Annotated in this window: 11 protein-coding genes; 7 read left to right on the forward strand and 4 right to left on the reverse strand. The window is 57.8% G+C overall.

The features are described 5' to 3' along the window. Position 1: 1 nt before the first annotated feature. Positions 2-892 carry an MBL fold metallo-hydrolase gene (locus CU103_RS27565; protein ID WP_106667233.1) on the reverse strand — a complete coding sequence of 297 codons (891 nt, stop codon included), beginning with the start codon at positions 890-892 and terminating at the stop codon, positions 2-4. Between the two features lie 378 nt (positions 893-1,270). Here CU103_RS27565 and CU103_RS27570 point away from each other — a divergent pair, with 378 nt between their 5' ends. The 7 genes from CU103_RS27570 (at position 1,271) to CU103_RS27600 (ending at position 12,939) form a co-directional block, all read left to right on the forward strand. Continuing rightward, positions 1,271-2,449: a hypothetical protein gene (locus CU103_RS27570; RefSeq protein ID WP_106667234.1), complete on the forward strand. Its 1,179-nt coding sequence runs from the start codon at positions 1,271-1,273 to the stop codon at positions 2,447-2,449. 90 nt (positions 2,450-2,539) lie between these two features. After that, the gene (locus CU103_RS27575; RefSeq protein ID WP_106667235.1) at positions 2,540-5,467 is read left to right on the forward strand and encodes a YadA-like family protein; all 2,928 of its coding nucleotides are present in this window, start codon (positions 2,540-2,542) and stop codon (positions 5,465-5,467) included. Between the two features lie 8 nt (positions 5,468-5,475). Next, entirely contained in the window at positions 5,476-6,048 is a 573-nt protein-coding gene (locus CU103_RS27580) for an invasion associated locus B family protein (RefSeq protein ID WP_245449038.1), read from the forward strand. A 140-nt stretch (positions 6,049-6,188) separates the two neighbouring features. Then, entirely contained in the window at positions 6,189-7,727 is a 1,539-nt protein-coding gene (locus CU103_RS27585) for a Do family serine endopeptidase (protein WP_106667314.1), read from the forward strand. A 157-nt stretch (positions 7,728-7,884) separates the two neighbouring features. Continuing rightward, a complete protein-coding gene (locus CU103_RS27590) occupies positions 7,885-8,577 on the forward strand; it encodes a response regulator transcription factor (RefSeq protein ID WP_106667236.1) in 693 nt (230 codons plus the stop codon). Further along, complete coding sequence (locus CU103_RS27595; protein ID WP_106667237.1) at positions 8,574-10,004, forward strand: sensor histidine kinase; 1,431 nt, start codon at positions 8,574-8,576, stop codon at positions 10,002-10,004. The genes CU103_RS27590 and CU103_RS27595 overlap by 4 nt, the downstream gene beginning before the upstream one ends. Further along, positions 9,973-12,939: a bifunctional [glutamine synthetase] adenylyltransferase/[glutamine synthetase]-adenylyl-L-tyrosine phosphorylase gene (locus tag CU103_RS27600; protein ID WP_106667238.1), complete on the forward strand. Its 2,967-nt coding sequence runs from the start codon at positions 9,973-9,975 to the stop codon at positions 12,937-12,939. Before CU103_RS27595 ends, CU103_RS27600 begins: the two co-directional genes overlap by 32 nt. An 11-nt stretch (positions 12,940-12,950) precedes the next feature. Here CU103_RS27600 and CU103_RS27605 read toward each other — a convergent pair whose 3' ends face one another. The 3 genes from CU103_RS27605 to CU103_RS27615 all read right to left on the reverse strand — a co-directional run bounded on the left by CU103_RS27605 (position 12,951) and on the right by CU103_RS27615 (position 15,919). Further along, positions 12,951-13,226, reverse strand: coding sequence for a type II toxin-antitoxin system RelE/ParE family toxin (locus CU103_RS27605; protein ID WP_106667239.1), 276 nt, complete (start codon positions 13,224-13,226; stop codon positions 12,951-12,953). Then, positions 13,213-13,518 carry a type II toxin-antitoxin system RelB/DinJ family antitoxin gene (locus CU103_RS27610; protein WP_106667240.1) on the reverse strand — a complete coding sequence of 102 codons (306 nt, stop codon included), beginning with the start codon at positions 13,516-13,518 and terminating at the stop codon, positions 13,213-13,215. Before CU103_RS27610 ends, CU103_RS27605 begins: the two co-directional genes overlap by 14 nt. Positions 13,519-13,585: 67 nt before the next feature. Continuing rightward, the gene (locus CU103_RS27615) at positions 13,586-15,919 is read right to left on the reverse strand and encodes a PAS domain-containing sensor histidine kinase (RefSeq protein ID WP_106667241.1); all 2,334 of its coding nucleotides are present in this window, start codon (positions 15,917-15,919) and stop codon (positions 13,586-13,588) included. Positions 15,920-16,127: the final 208 nt, after the last annotated feature.

Genomic DNA, 16,127 nt, shown 5'->3' on the forward strand with positions numbered 1-16,127 from the left:
CCTATTCCTCGGCGTGGCCGGTCAGCACCGCTTTGACATTCTCCGCGTGCACTGCCTCATAGGGCGCATAATACTGGATGATGCCAGCGCGAATATCCTCGGAAACAAACGATTGCAGGTCCTGCTTTGCCAGTTCCGGCTCGTTGCCCAAGCGTAGCAGTTTTGTCACATAATTGCGTGTGGCGTCGATAAGTCCCGGTCCATAGCCGTCGGCCACGATCACTTCCTCGGCGCCGTGGTTGGGGAGAATCTTCGTGAGATTCCAAGCCGCCATGCGATCGATATCGCGCAGATGCCGTTTCAGGCCGGTCGGCTCAGACACGTAGGTCACAGGATCTTCCAGCGCATCGCCCGCAAACAGCAGCTTCAGGTGCGGCAGGATCATCATTGTCCCGTCGTGGCTGTGAATGTCGACATGACGCAGTATCACATCGATATCCCCGATTTTCAAATCCAACTCCCCGCCAAAAGTACGGTTCGGCATCACCAATGGCCGGATTGGCGGATCGCGGTTTTCAAGATTGTCGCGGTTGTCGAGCAGCGCCTTAGCGGTCAGATCATTGGCTATGATCTCGCAATCGGCAAAGACCTCGTTCCCGGCCACGTGATCCACATGCCAATGACTGAGCACCACGCGGATATGGCGCACGCCTTCGCCTTCGAGCGTCTTGCGGATGATACGGGCGTGCGGAAGGGAAATGCTCGTATCGTAGACAAGCGCGTCTTCGCCAGAGACGACGGCATAGGAACACACACCGAGCGAGTAGGCCCCGTCATCAAGCCAGTTAGGCGCGTCAGAATAGGCTCGCACTCCGTCGATCCTGCCATCATAAAAGGCGTAGACGCATTCGTAGGGGCGATGAATTCGCAGCGTGGAGCCGAGCGGGGGCATGAATTGTCTCCAATTTCAGGGTGGCAAAGGGGAATCGCCATTGCCCAAATCAAACCAGCTTTCTGCCGGCAGGTCCAATGCGTCTGCGCTATACAACCTGGCGCATGTTTGTAGTTGTCGTCAACGAAACTAAAGACTACATGCGTAAAATTATATTTTATCATTGCATCATATATCAGATTAAGTTATGACGAAAATCAACTATAGAGTTTTTCATGCCTCCCTAAAACTTGTACTGTTGGCAAAGGGGTGGATGGTGCATAATACATCGACAGAAGATGTGTTATTTGAATGTATACTCGCATTAATTGTATTGAATTGTACTGAATTTTTTACGCAAAGCATTGTTACAAACTATATTGAAGAGCGAGAATTTCAATGGCGAGATTAGCGGTCGCAGGACCAGATTTGAACGATTCATTTCATTTGAAACCCACACGGTTAGCGCAATCCTGGCTTGCTGCACCGCACGCCAGCCGTTCGTTTCGCCGCCGGCTGATGGCGATCATGCGGATGGCCTGCCGCATGCTTGGATCCAAGCGCAGGCGCGGAATGCTCGGCATTGGCGTCCGCGTCGCTCTCGTTGCTGTCACAGTTTGCACGATTGCTGGGTACGCTCCCGATGCGCTGGCTGCGGACGGCATTTTTGTCAACGACGGTTCCGATGGTGGCTGTACCGCCGTTAATGATGGGATAAACAGCAGTCCTCCGGTAGCAGGGACAACTGCCGAGGGTAGAACTGCAAAATGCAATCCCGGCGACAAGGCTTCGCAAAGCAACCGCGCATTGTTTTACAACCCCACCGGTTCCACGGGCGCTACGTCACTCACATTGGGAAATGAGCTCTACGTCAATGGCGGCTTTATCGGCCTGAACGACCAAACGAACCAAGCCATGCGGATCGGCAATGGCACAACGATAGCGACCGGCAAAAACTCGATCGCCATCGGTAACGGTGCCCAGGCAACGCAACATGGCTCGATGGCGCTGGGCAGGGGCTCGATCACCACCGCCGCCAATGCTGTTGCCAGCGTTGTCATCAATGGCGCCCCCTACGATGTTAGCGGCGGCAAGCCCGACAGTGTCTTGAGCGTCGGATCGAACGATATCAAACGGCAGATTACCAATGTGGCCGCAGGGCAGGTGAACAAGGACAGCACAGATGCTGTGAATGGTTCGCAGCTCTTCGCCACCCATTCCGCCGTCGGTTCATTGGGCGGCAGGGTGACGAAGAATGAAGGCGATATCAGCAATATCAATATGGGCCGGGCCGGTCTCGTGCAGCAATCAGCTCCGGAAGCAAACCTGACCGTCGGCAAGGATACCGGTGGGGCTGCTGTGGATTTTCGCGGGATGGGCGGCGGGCCGCGCAAGTTGATCGGGGTTGCAGATGGCACGGTCAATGACGCGTCCCTGGAAGCAGTGAACGGCGGGCAGCTCAGCAAGAGGGATACAAAGATCGATAATCTTTATAACTCTCTCGTCAGCTCGATTGGCGGGAGCGCTGGCGCGAGTCGGGCCATCGGCGTTTTCGAGCCGCCCGCCTTTGTCATCTAGGGAAAGCCGTTTGCCAATGTCGGAGGCGCTCTTGCGGGGGTCGACGGCCAGTTCACCCTTCAAAGCAGCACTATCAAGGGTCTCAATGACATGGCCGTCAAATATGCCTGGACCGATCTCAACGGCAATGGAGCCGTCGATACTGGCGAGGTTGATCTTAAACGTGTGGTGCTGACCGGCGATGGAGGCACCACCATTAGCAATGTGGCGAAAGGCGCGGTAACCGCCACTTCTTCCGAGGCCATTAATGGTTCACAGTTTTTCGGCGTATCGAAGAACATCGCGGCCTTTCTGGGCGGGGGATCTGGCGTCGATGCTAATGGTGCGCTGACAGCCCCGAAATATGACATCGCCACGGTCGATGCGAGCGGGAGATCCGTGTCCAACCCCTATAACAATGTCGGCGCCGCGCTTGGCGGGCTGAACGGCAGCGTCACCAGCATCAACACGCGCGTCGGGACTATTGACACGCGTGTCGGTGACATTGACGGCCGGGTAAACGCCATCACCGCGCTCGCCGGAGATGAAGCGAATGGCCGCGGCGTACGATATGTGCGCACAAATGAAACAGGCCTGACCCCGGGCGATGCCTTCGCACAGGGCGTCGGCTCCACCGCCATCGGCTATCAGGCGAGGGCTTTGCAGGCTGGCTCGGTGGCTCTGGGTCAAAACTCAATAACCGCAGCCGCCAGCAGGGTCACAGGCACCGAAATCAATGGCACAAAGTTCGAATTTGCCACTTTTGCCGAAACGGATCCCGTCACAGGCGCTCCAAACCCCGGCAGCGTCGTGAGCGTCGGATCGGCCACGATCAAACGGCAGATTACCAATGTCGCTGCCGGGCAATTGAGCGAAAGCAGTACCGACGTGGTCAACGGTTCGCAGCTTTTCGCAACCAACTCCGCCGTCGAAAATGTGGATTCACGAGTGAATCAGGCTCAAGACAAGCTCACCAAGACCACAAAGGCGCTTGGCGGCGGCGCAACTATCGATGGAGAAAAAGACACGTGGACAGGCCCGGCCTACACCCTCGCCAAAATCGGTGCGGACGGCACATCCACGAAGGAGACTTTCCGTGATGTCGGCTCTGCACTTGGCGCGCTGGACGGCAGTGTCACCACAATCAACACACGTGTTGGTGACATCGATGGCCGGGTGGTCAAGCACGAAGGCGATATCAATACGATCAACACATCGATCGCCAGCATCAATTCCGGCACTGCCGGTCTGGTGCAGCAGGCAAAGGCCGGAGACAACCTCACGATCGGCAAGGATACGGATGGTGCAGCGGTCGATCTGAAGGGCAAGGCGGCAACGCGCAAACTGCTCAGCCTCTCGGCGGGCGATGTGAGCAGCACCTCGACCGACGGCGTCAACGGCTCGCAGCTTTTCCAGACCCGCAGTTCCCTCGCCAGCGCGCTGGGCGGCGGGGCGAGTGTCGGCACCGGCGGCACATTCACCGGTCCGACCTACAATATCGCCAGCATCGGCGTTGACGGCAAAGCCACGCAGGAGACTTTCCACGATGTCGGCGGCGCCTTTGGCGGGCTGAACGACAGCGTCACCAGCATCAACACACGTGTTGGCGATATCACCACACAGATGAGTGGTTTGTTGAGTGATGCGTTGCTGTGGGATCCGGCGAACAGTGTCTTCAGTGCAAAGCATGGCGCCAGTGCCGCGAGCAGGATCGCCGATGTCGCGGCCGGGGAGAAGGATACGGATGCGGTCAATGTCAAACAGTTGAATGATGCGCAGACCGCAAGCGGCACTGCATTGAAGAACGTCGGTGAGCGCGCCGTGAAATATGCTTGGGAAGACAAGAACGGCAATGGCGTGGTCGATCCCGGCGAGGCCATCGACTACAGCAAGGTTGTGCTGGAGGGGCCTGACAATACCGGTACGAAGATAGGCAATGTGGCGGCCGGGCAGGTCAGCGAGAAATCGCTCGAAGCGATCAACGGCTCGCAGCTCTTCGTAACCAATAGCGCCATTGTGCTTGGTCTTGGCGGCGGTGCCAAATTCGATGCCAATGGTGTGTTCACAGGTCCAACCTACAACATCACGAAGATCAAGGGCGACGGAAGTACAAGTTCCACCCCATACAACAATGTAGGTGGTGCGCTTGACGGATTGAACGAGAACACAACCAATATCAACAACCGGATCAATGCGATAACCAAGGAAGTCACCACCTTGGATAGTGACTCCTTGCGCTGGGACAAGGATAAGGGCGTCTTCACAGCCACACGCGACAAATCCTCCAGCATCGACACATCCCCCGATACTGTGAAGACCAGCATCATTACGGGCATCACCCGTGGTAGTTTGAGTGCAACCTCCACCGATGCCGTCACTGGTGCCCAGCTATTCGAGACAGATGAAAAAGTCGCAAAAATCGACAAGCGCGTTGAGACCGTCGAGACAAAAATCGACACGGTAAAAACGGATATCACCAACGCGATGGACAAGACGGCGGTGAAATACGCACCGGATAGCAGCGGTAACAAGACCAATGAGGTTGCGCTGCAAGGCGCCGATCCGAACGCGCCGGTGCTCATCAGCAATGTCAAGGAGGGCGCCGCGGACCATGATGCGGTGAACGTCAAGCAGCTGAAGGAAACGATCACCCAGGAAACCGCCAAGGTCAGCAATCAGTACAGTCAGTACCTCGACGAATCGAAGACCTATGCCAATGAAATCGGCGCGAGCACGCTTAGCGAATCCAGGCAGTATACCGACCAGAAATTTGACCAGCTGAGCTCGGACATCGGTGCGGTTCGCAATGAAGCACGGCAGGCCGCGGCGATCGGGCTTGCGGCTTCGTCGCTGCGGTTTGACAATACGCCGGGCAAGATCAGCGTCGCCGTCGGTGGCGGTGTCTGGAGGGACCAGGGTGCGATGGCATTCGGTGCGGGCTACACCAGCGAGAGCGGTGCTGTGCGCGCCAATCTTTCGGGCGCTGCGAGTGGTGGCCAGGTCGGCGTCGGCGCAGGAATAAGCTTTACGCTCAATTGAGGCATATCTTGATCAGGCAAGCCTTGAAGTTCCCCACGGCCGTGGCTTGTCTGCTCCTGTCCGGCTGGTGCCCCGCCGCCGGACAGGCGATTTCGGGTCCTCTCTACAACATCAAGCCGTCTGAGGTCGCAGTTCCCGAGGGCGCAGAACTTGGCCGCTATCGCCGCATTATCCAGCCATTCGAGAACTGGGTGCTCATATGCGACGAGAATCTTAAAACGATGAAAAAGATCTGCAATATCACGCAGTCGATCGTCGATAAGAATGGACAGTTCGCCTTTAGCTGGTCATTGGCCGCCACCGAAGATGGCAAGCCGATAATGATTTTGCGAACGCGGCCGGGGCTTGGTCTGAAAGCGCCGGTGATGCTGTCCTTTCCCGGCCGGAAGGAACCCGTTCGGGTAGAGACGTACGCCTGCGATACGGGCGTGTGTATTGCGCTGCTTCCCGTCGGACCAATCATGCGGGAGCAGATCGGCAAGCGGGTCACGGCAGGGATTTCGTATTCGGCGGCGGGCGAAACCATTGCGTTCGAAGCGCCGCTGAAAGGCATGTCGGCAGCGCTCGCTGCCATCAAATGATCCAGGGTCTGACCCTCGGATCTCCGATCCAACCTTACAAATTTGTCATGTTGCGGAAATGGCGGCGTAACGTTCTTATCTGTATCACTGTTGGTATAAGCGATCGGCATTTCGATCGAACGCCCCAAGGAGATACATTCATGTCGAACAAAGTTAAGTCCTCCACCTACCGCGCGGGCATCGCTGCCGCCCTGTTGTCCTCGGCGCTTGTCGGGGGCTTACTGGCGACCGGCCCGCTCAGCGCCATTGCCCCGGCGCAAGCCGAGGCTGTGCGCGTTGACTCGGCCCAGCAGCCAGGCTTTGCCGATGTCGTCGAAAAGGTCAGCCCGGCTGTTGTCAGCGTTCGCGTCAAGAGCGCTATCAACCAGACTTCTGATGATGGCTCGGGCTTCCCGGGCATGGACCAATTGCCAGACGACCATCCGCTGAAGCGCTTCTTCTATGATTTCGGTGGCCCTGACCAGCGTCCAGGTCAGCGTGGCATGGAACCGCGCAAATCACCTCGCGACCAGCACAGGCCCGATCGGGTTCGCCCGACCGCACAGGGTTCCGGCTTCTTCATTTCTGAAGACGGCTATCTTGTGACCAACAACCACGTCGTCGAGGATGGCAGCGCCTATACTGTCGTGCTGAACGACGGTACCGAACTTGATGCAAAGCTGATCGGCAAGGACAAGCGTACCGATCTTGCCGTGCTCAAGGTCGATGACAAGCGCAAATTCACCTATGTTTCATTCGGAGATGACAATCAGATCCGTGTTGGACAATGGGTCGTTGCGGTCGGCAATCCGTTCGGTCTCGGCGGCACTGTGACCGCTGGTATCGTCTCGGCCCGCGGCCGTGATATTGGTGCTGGCCCCTATGATGATTTCCTGCAGATCGATGCGGCCGTAAATCGCGGCAACTCCGGCGGTCCGGCCTTCAACCTGAACGGTGAAGTTGTCGGCATCAATACCGCGATCTTCTCGCCATCGGGCGGCAGTGTCGGTATTGCCTTCGCCATCCCGGCGACGACCGCCAAGAATGTTGTCGATCAGCTGATCAAGACGGGGTCAGTTTCCCGCGGCTGGATTGGCGTCCAGATTCAGCCTGTAAGCAAGGAAATCGCTGAATCGCTCGGTCTCTCTGAGGAAAAAGGCGCCCTTGTTGCCGAACCACAGGCCGATGGTCCTGCTGCCAAGGCCGGTATCGTCGCTGGCGATGTGATCACTGCCGTCAATGGCGAGACAGTTGCCGATCCGCGTGATCTTGCCAAGAAGATTGCCGGGATCAGTGCCGGCAAGGATGCCGAGTTGACCGTCTGGCATAAGGGCGGCGCCAAATCGTTGAACGTTGCGATCAAGCCATACCCGCAGGATGACAGCCAGGCATCGAACGCACCGCAGCAGGACGACTCGTCAAAGCAGTCGGCACTTGATGATTATGGTCTGACCGTCATGCCGGCCGACGATGGCAAGGGTGTCGTGGTGACGGATGTCGATCGTCAGGGCGATGCAGCTGACAAGGGCATTGCCACGGGCGACGTCATCGTCTCTGTCAATAACAAGCCGGTAACGAGCGCTGCCGATATTGATGCTGCCATTGCCGAGGCCACGAAGTCCGGTCGCAAGGCAGTGCTCATGCAGGTGCAGAGCAACGACCAGTCGCGTTTTGTGGCACTGCCCATTAACCAGGGCTGATCGTTGGGATAAAGGTTGCTGCGGCGCAGCACATCCCCACCCCCGCTTGCGCCAACGCACCAAAGGGCGGCAGAACTTTCGATAGTCTGCCGCCCGTTCTTCTTTCTACAATGCTTTGACACTTAACTCGTTCATCAAAACCGGCTTAGTATGCGCCATGAAGATTCTCGTTATTGAAGATGACCGCGAAGCGGCCCGCTATCTGGAGAAAGCCTTTGCCGAGGCAGGCCATTCGGCCGATGTCGCCGGTGACGGTGAAACCGGCTATACATTGGCGGAGCAGGGCACATATGACGCGCTGGTGGTGGACCGCATGTTGCCGCGTCGGGACGGTCTTTCCGTGGTGGCCGCCCTGCGCGCCCAAGGTAATGATACACCCGCGCTGATCCTCTCCGCTCTGGGGCAAGTTGACGATCGTGTCACGGGCCTGCGTGCCGGCGGCGACGATTACCTGACCAAACCCTATGCGTTCTCCGAACTGCTTGCCCGGATCGAGGTCCTGCAAAGACGGTCGAGCCCGAAAGAGGCCGAGACGGTCTACCGCGTCGGCGATCTGGAACTCGACCGCCTGTCGCATACGGCCAAACGGGCAGGACAGGTCATCATCCTTCAGCCGCGTGAATTCAGGCTGCTCGAATATCTGATGCGTCATGCGGGGCAGGTCGTGACCCGCACAATGCTGCTCGAACATGTCTGGGATTACCATTTCGACCCACAGACCAATGTCATTGATGTGCATGTCTCGCGCCTGCGCGGCAAGATCGAGAAGGGTTTTGACACGCCGCTGCTGCACACGGTGCGTGGAGCCGGCTATATGCTCAAAGCGGCGGCTGCCGGAACCGATGCATGAGCCGTTTCCGTGCCATGATGAAAATGACAGCCGTGCGGCTGTCGGCGCTCTACCTGCTATTGTTCACGGTGTGCGCGCTCGTCCTGGTGTTCTACATGACCAGCCTTTCGGTCCGGCTATTGACGACGCAGACCGAGGCGGCCGTCAATGAGGAAATCGAGAGCATCGGTCAGGCTTACGAGCGTGGCGGCATTGCCGGTCTCGTCCGTTCAATAGACCGGCGCGGACGCCAGCCCGGAGCCTACCTGTATCTCGTGGCCGACCCCGCCGGGCGGATTGTTGCTGGCAACGTCCAGAGCATTGAAATCGGTGTGCTGCAGACCGATGGCTGGATTGAACGGCCAATCAATTATGAGCGCTATGGCGAGGGTAGTAACGATCCACAGATGCATACGGCAATAGCTCGCGTGGTGGTCATGCCCAATGGCATCCGGGTCATGGTCGGCCGCGACCTTGGTGAACCGGAACAGGTTCGCCTTGTGGTGCGGCGCGCGCTCATGGCTGCACTCGGCATTATGGGTGTTGGTGCGTTCCTGATCTGGTTTTTCGTCGGGCGGCGTGCCCTGCAACGCATAGATGAGGTTTCGGCCGCATCGCAGCGCATCATGGGCGGCGATCTGGCCGGACGTCTCCCGGTAAGCGGGTCCGGCGATGAGTTCGATCGCCTCGCCGACAACCTCAATGGAATGCTCGCGCGTATTCAGGAGTTGAACGAGGGCGTCAGGCACGTCTCCGACAATATCGCGCACGATTTGAAAACACCGCTGACCCGCATGCACAATCGCGCCGAGTCCGCGCTCGCTAGCGCCAAAACATCAAAGGCCTGGCGCGCTGCGATGGAGGGCATGATCGGCGACTCCGATCAGCTCATTCGCACCTTCAATGCAATTCTGATGATCTCCCGTCTCGAGTCCGGCTATTCCACGGAGACGATGGAACTGATGCCGCTATCGACGATCGCTGAGGACGTGTTCGAGCTTTACGAGCCCTCGGCCGAAGAAGCGGGGGTCAATTTCACTTTGGGAAGGATCGATCCTACCTCGGTCAAGGCAAATCGCGAACTGGTCGGCCAGACCATTTCCAATCTCGTCGACAATGCCATCAAATATGCGAACGCCAGTGAAAACCCGGTCGAAGTCACGCTCTCCGTCGAAAAGGAGAATGACAAGGTCAAGGTCATTGTCGCTGATAATGGACCGGGCATACCACAGGACCAGGTGGATAGGGCAACGGAAAGGTTCGTACGACTGGAGGAAAGCCGCTCGCAACCGGGTTCGGGGCTTGGCCTCAGCCTTGCCAAGGCGGTCATGAAATTGCACGGTGGCACGCTGGAATTGACTGACAATGCGCCGGGGTTGCGGGCTGTGCTCGTTTTTCCGGTGGGGGAGGAAACCTATGAACTTCAAAGCCAAGGCGGCCGGCGCTGACGGGCCATTTTTTGTGCAAACCTTGCGCGCTCTGGCGCCGTTGGACAAGAAGAATGCCGATGCCTTGCTGCGTGAGCTTCTCAATAGCGCTGCGGAGAAGCAGTGTTCCGGCATCGACGCGCTAAGGAACAACAAGACTGCCGCCAGCTTCCTTTCGGCTGTACTCGATCTCTCGCCCTACTTGCGCAATGTTTTGCTGCGTCGCCCCGCGATTGTTGAACCGCTGTTCGAACTGCCGTTGCCAAGGCGTCTTGAAGCCCTGATGCGCGAGATTTCGGCTACGACAGAGGGCGACAACCTCACCGAGGCGGGCTTGATGACTTCGCTTCGGCAATTGAAGCTCGAAGGGCACGTGCTCATCGCGCTGGGCGACCTCTCCGGCCTGTTTGTCACCAAGGACACAACATTCTGGCTGTCCCGGCTTGCCGAAGAATGTGTTGGCGCAGCGGTACGCTTCCTGCTGCGCGATGCGCACGAGGCCGGCAAGCTCAGGCTTCCAGATCCAAAGCACCCAGCGCAGGACTCGGGCTGGATCATTCTCGCCATGGGAAAATTCGGCGCCTTTGAGCTCAACTATTCGTCGGACATCGATCTCATCGTCTTCATAGATGAGCACAGTCCGGCGATAACCGATCCCTATGAATGCGTTGAGACCTTCTCCCGGCTGACTCGCCGTCTCGTGCGTATTCTCCAGGACCGTACCGCGGACGGCTATGTTTTCCGCACCGATCTGCGGCTGCGGCCCGATCCGGGTTCGACGCCGCTGGCGATTCCTGTGGGCGCCGCTCTCAACTACTATGAGGGGCGCGGGCAGAATTGGGAACGCGCCGCCATGATCAAGGCGCGGGCAGTGGCAGGTGATATCGACGCGGGAAAACGTGTCCTTGGTGAGCTTGCCCCCTATATCTGGCGCAAATACCTCGACTATGCCGCGATTGCTGATGTTCACTCGATCAAACGGCAGATCCATGCGCACAAGGGCCACGGCGAGATTGCGGTGCGGGGCCACAATGTAAAGCTTGGTCGCGGCGGTATTCGCGAGATCGAATTCTTTGTCCAAACTCAGCAATTGATCGCCGGCGGACGGTTCCCCCCATTGCGCGGCTCGCGCACCGTCGAGATGCTGGCGGCACTGCATGACCTCGGCTGGATCAGTGAGGAGGCACGCGATACCCTGAAGCAGAAATATGGCTTCCTGCGCGATGTCGAGCACCGCATCCAGATGATCGCTGACGAGCAGACGCATATGCTGCCGGAAGACGATGAAAACTTCCTGCGGGTGGCGCATCTGATGGGCTACAGCGGGGGCGAGGCCTTCGCCGATGATTTTCGCAACGCATTGAAGACTGTCGAAACCCACTACGCCGCCTTGTTCGAACAGGCGCAGGATTTGACGGGCGAGGCGGGCAATCTGGTATTCACTGGCGATGTGGATGATCCGGATACGCTCAAGACCCTGCAGAACTTCGGTTTCGAACGCCCGAGCGACATCTGCCGGGTGATCCGCACATGGCATTTCGGCCGCTATCGTGCGACGCAATCGGCCGAAGCGCGCGAACGCCTGACCGAACTGACGCCGGTGCTGCTGAAGGCGTTTGGCGCGACCGCCCGCGCGGACGAAGCGCTGATGCGTTTCGACGGCATGATCAAGGGGCTCCCGGCCGGCATCCAACTGTTCAGCCTGCTCCAGTCCAATCCGCGCCTTCTCGATCTTTTGGTGCTGATCATGGGTGCTGCGCCGCGCCTTGCTGATATCATCACCCGAAAACCGCATATTTTCGACGGCATGCTCGATCCGGCAATCTTCGCCGATGTCCCGACGCGCGCCTATCTCGCGGAGCGGCTAGAAGGATTTCTTGGCCCCTCGAAAGTTTATGAGGACATACTCGACCGGCTGCGAATCTTTGCGGCAGAGCACCGCTTTCTCATCGGCATACGGTTGTTGACTGGTGCGATCGATGGTGCGCGGGCGGGAAAGGCTTTTTCCGATCTGGCCGATCTGGTCATAGACCGCGCTCTGACGGCCGTAATCGACGAATTTGCCGCCAAGCACGGCAAGATCAGCGGTGGACGGATCGCCATTCTAGGCATGGGTAAACTTGGCAGCCGCGAGCTGACGGCCGGTTCCGACATTGACCTCATCCTGCTCTACGATCATGACGAGCATGCGGAAGAATCTAACGGCGGTAAGCCGCTCCCGCCGTCGCAGTATTATATGCGGCTGACCCAGCGGTTGATTGCGGCATTGTCAGCGCCGACGGCCGAAGGGGTTTTATACGAGGTGGATTTTCGTCTGCGTCCCTCCGGTAACAAGGGGCCCGTGGCAACGCATATCGACGCGTTCCGCAAGTATCAGCGGGCGGAAGCATGGACCTGGGAGCACATGGCGCTGACCCGTGCCCGGCCGGTCGCCGGGGATGTCGCATTCTTTGCCGAGATCGAGCAGGACGTAACCGAAATCCTGGATCTGCCCCGCCATACCGCAAAGATTGCCAAGGACGTCACCGAAATGCGGGCAATGATTGAAACCGAAAAGCCACCACGCGATGCATGGGATCTGAAACTTGTTGCAGGCGGCATCATCGATCTGGAATTCATCGCGCAGTTTGCCGTGCTGACCGGCAATGTCAACGGGGCAGTCATTGCACAATCGACGGCCGAAGTTCTGGCAAAGCTGAAACCGGATTTCGCCGATCCGGCCACGACGGACGCTCTGGTTGAAGCGGCACAGCTTTATACCGGCGTTACCCAGATCATCCGCCTCTGCCTGAGCGGCGACGTCAAGCGCGAGGATTTTCCACCTGGCCTGGGCGATCTGCTTTGCCGCGCCTGTGATCTGCCGGATCTCGACCGCGCCGAGGTCCAGCTTGGGGAGACGGCGCAATCGGTGAGAAAGACTTTCGACGAGTTACTCAAGGATGCGAAGAAACGGTAATCTCCTCTCGATCACGGCCACTGCTGCGCGGCATGGAGAACACGTAAAATCGAGACAGCTTGAACGTTCTCGGTATAGATCAATATATAGTTGGCCCTGACGATCATTTCACGTGTTCCTGGAACTCGACCAAGTTTACAGGAGCGAGGGTACTTTAATAAATTAAGTACCTTCATTTCGATTTCATTCTTTAATTGCTGTGCCGCCGCCGGACTATCATCCGAGATATAATCCATAATTGCCAACAAGTCGGCTCGCGCTGTTTCGCGCCATTCAAGAACCGGCACGATGGCGTTTTCTATCAATCATGGTTTGAATTTCGTCCATAACGTCGTCATGCTGGATTGCTGGGTGGCGTTGATCGTCCAATGCCTCCTGGACCTTTTGACGAAACCATTTGTCGTATGTTTCTTGATCGGCAATAAGACCGACTGGCAATGCTTGGTCATTCGCAATACGGGTCAGAAGAATTCGAACAGCATCTGACACGGTCAAACCGAATTGACCAAGTGTTTCGGTCGCCTGCGCTTTCAGCTTATTGTCGATTCGTACATGCAGCATCGAAGTATGAGTGGCCATAACAATCTCCTTGACCACAATAGTATGTATCTCAATTGAGATACAGTCAACGCAAAGTTGAGAATCCCTATATTCTGGTAGCCTCAACCACCCGCGTCGGGATGCGCACGGAAACGATGGTGCCGACACCTTCATGCGAGCGTATCTTGAGCGCCCCGCCATGCAGTTCGGTCAACGAGCGAGAGATGGCAAGGCCAAGACCGGAGCCCGCGTGGGATTTGGTGAACTGGTTCTCCACCTGCTCAAAGGGTTGGCCGATCTTCTTCAGCGCCGCTTTCGGAATGCCACATCCTGTGTCTTCGATGGTGAAGACAAGCGCGCCTGACACCTTGCGTGCACGGACCGAGATCCGCCCGCCGGTATCAGTGAACTTTACCGCATTCGACAGGAGATTGAGCAGGATCTGCTTGATCGCGCGGCGATCGGCATCGAGCGTAACGCTTTCGGCGATTCTGGTCTCGACCTTCACTTGTTTTTCTTGCGCCTGCAGGGAAACGACGCGAACTGTCTCGTGGATCAGCGGGCACAGATCGACTTCTTCACGGTCCAGCGAGAAATGCCCGGCTTCGATCTTCGACATGTCGAGGATATCGTTGATGACGTTGAGGAGGTAGTTGCCGCTGGTATGGATGTCGTGGACATATTCCACATAGCGGTCGGAGCCGAGTTCGCCGAAAGTGCCGGAATGCATGATTTCCGAAAAGCCGATGATGGCATTGAGCGGGGTCCGCAGCTCATGTGACATGTTGGCGAGGAATTCCGATTTCGCGCGGTTTGCTGCTTCGGCGCGTTCCTTCTCGACGGCGTATTTGCTGTTGAGTTCGGTAAGCTCAAGCGTACGTTCGATCTCGGATTTGCGAGCAAGGCTCAGATCATGAATTGTCGCCATCAACCGGCGCTCGCTGTCGACCAGGCGCTCCTCGTGCACCTTGAGCTGGGTGATGTCCGTGCCGACCGAGACGAGTCCGCCATCCTGTGTGCGGCGTTCATTGACCTGGAGCCAGCGGCCATCGGCCAGTTGCCGCTCGAAGGTCAACGCACCATTGCGCCCGTTTTCATTAGCCATGCGCTTTTCGAACGCGACAGCGCGGATGCGCGGTTCGAGTTCTTCGCGGCTGATGCCTGGAAGCAGACATTCGTTGGCGAGGCCCGAATATTCGTTGAACTTACTGTTCGACATGACGAGGCGATTATCCGCATCCCAAAGGACGAAAGTCTCGGAAATGCTCTCAATGGCCTCGCGAATACGCTGGTCCGCTTGCGCTGTGGCCTGGACGAAACGGTGCTGCTCGCTGACATCGACAGCAACCCCGACCAGATGCAGATCGCCTGACGTGGCGTCCGCCACCTGTGCACGCACTCGCATCCACACCCAGTGCCCTTCCGCATGGCGCATGCGGAAGACCCGGTCCATCTGGCTGATGTCGCCGGCGGCAACCTGTGCTGCCACGCTGTAGAGCTTATCGTCGTCAGGGTGGATGATCGACGAAATGTCGCCGAGCGAGAGGATGGCGTCATGAGCCTCGTAGCCGAGCATTTCGTACATGGATCGCGACCAGTAGACGCGTCCGCGCGCCATGTCCCAGTCCCATAGTCCACAACGGCCACGCGCCAGCGCCGTGTCGACGCGCGCTTGCGTGTGCTGGTAAAGCTCATCTGCATCCTGCGCCCGTGCGGCCTGGCTGAAATAGGCATAGAGCACGATCAGCATGATCGTCGCCGTTCCGGCGAACATTGTGACGTTGATCGATACGACCTTGCGCCATTCTGCAAAGATGGCATCGACCGGGTGCATGACGAAGACCGAGTAAGCGGCTTTGCCCGAACGGCTGAAGGCAGCGAGTGCAGGCGTCCCCTCGACCTTGACCGGCATTGCGCCGGCACGCTCGCCAAAGAGAAACAGCGGCTGGCCTTCGGTCACGAAAGTCTCAAGGCTCCTGTCGCGCCAATGATCGCCACCATCGGATGAAGCGATGATGTTCGCGTCGGCGTTGGCAACGGCAATCCACATTCCGTCGGGGATCAGGTCATTCGAGCGGATCTCGCTGATGATGTTCTGCAGATCGCCGGCGTCGAGCTTCTTGCCGCTGTTGAGGCGATTGTCGATGACGCTCGCCACATGGCTGGCTGCCATCGATAGGGTGGCGCGGGCAGTCCGCTCCGTATCGTCACGCCAGCCAAGCAGCGACATGGAACGCACAACGGCAAGAACAAGCAAAAAAACGATGATGAGCGGCGGGATGGCACGGCGCAGATACGGCTCTGCGGCTAGCAGCTTGCCATAGGCGGGATCGGCGAGAAGCTTTACATGCCCCGAAAGCCGGTTGCGCCCCCGCGCGTTGATCCGGTTTTTGGCGTAAGTCTTCCCCGTCGGCGCGCGATACGCGTCCGCATTTGCCATCGAATGGCCCCCTCATTTTGCCTTTGTAATCAGTGATTTGCTTCGGCACGCCGCACATCCGAAGCACCTGTAGTGAATCAAAAGTGATTCTGCGTGTCTAGTCCCTTTGTTAAATATTTATCAATACTTGTGGCGGGCGGAATGCGCCGTTGAGCGAGGCGTCATAACACTTTGAAATGACTCAAATTACCCTCGGAGATTGTCCGGG

Origin of the sequence: Phyllobacterium sophorae, from assembly GCF_003010965.1 — a bacterium.
GTDB lineage: Bacteria > Pseudomonadota > Alphaproteobacteria > Rhizobiales > Rhizobiaceae > Phyllobacterium > Phyllobacterium sophorae.

What these genes read in the sequence shown, in the direction of transcription:
- CU103_RS27595 (WP_106667237.1), top strand. Translation starts at nt 8,574, where the DNA reads ATGAGCCGTTTCCGTGCCATGATGAAAATGACAGCCGTGCGGCTGTCG.
- CU103_RS27575 (WP_106667235.1), top strand. Translation starts at nt 2,540, where the DNA reads ATGGCCGTCAAATATGCCTGGACCGATCTCAACGGCAATGGAGCCGTC.
- CU103_RS27590 (WP_106667236.1), top strand. Translation starts at nt 7,885, where the DNA reads ATGAAGATTCTCGTTATTGAAGATGACCGCGAAGCGGCCCGCTATCTG.
- CU103_RS27615 (WP_106667241.1), bottom strand. Translation starts at nt 15,919, where the DNA reads ATGGCAAATGCGGACGCGTATCGCGCGCCGACGGGGAAGACTTACGCC.
- CU103_RS27570 (WP_106667234.1), top strand. Translation starts at nt 1,271, where the DNA reads ATGGCGAGATTAGCGGTCGCAGGACCAGATTTGAACGATTCATTTCAT.
- CU103_RS27610 (WP_106667240.1), bottom strand. Translation starts at nt 13,518, where the DNA reads ATGGCCACTCATACTTCGATGCTGCATGTACGAATCGACAATAAGCTG.
- CU103_RS27565 (WP_106667233.1), bottom strand. Translation starts at nt 892, where the DNA reads ATGCCCCCGCTCGGCTCCACGCTGCGAATTCATCGCCCCTACGAATGC.
- CU103_RS27585 (WP_106667314.1), top strand. Translation starts at nt 6,189, where the DNA reads ATGTCGAACAAAGTTAAGTCCTCCACCTACCGCGCGGGCATCGCTGCC.
- CU103_RS27600 (WP_106667238.1), top strand. Translation starts at nt 9,973, where the DNA reads ATGAACTTCAAAGCCAAGGCGGCCGGCGCTGACGGGCCATTTTTTGTG.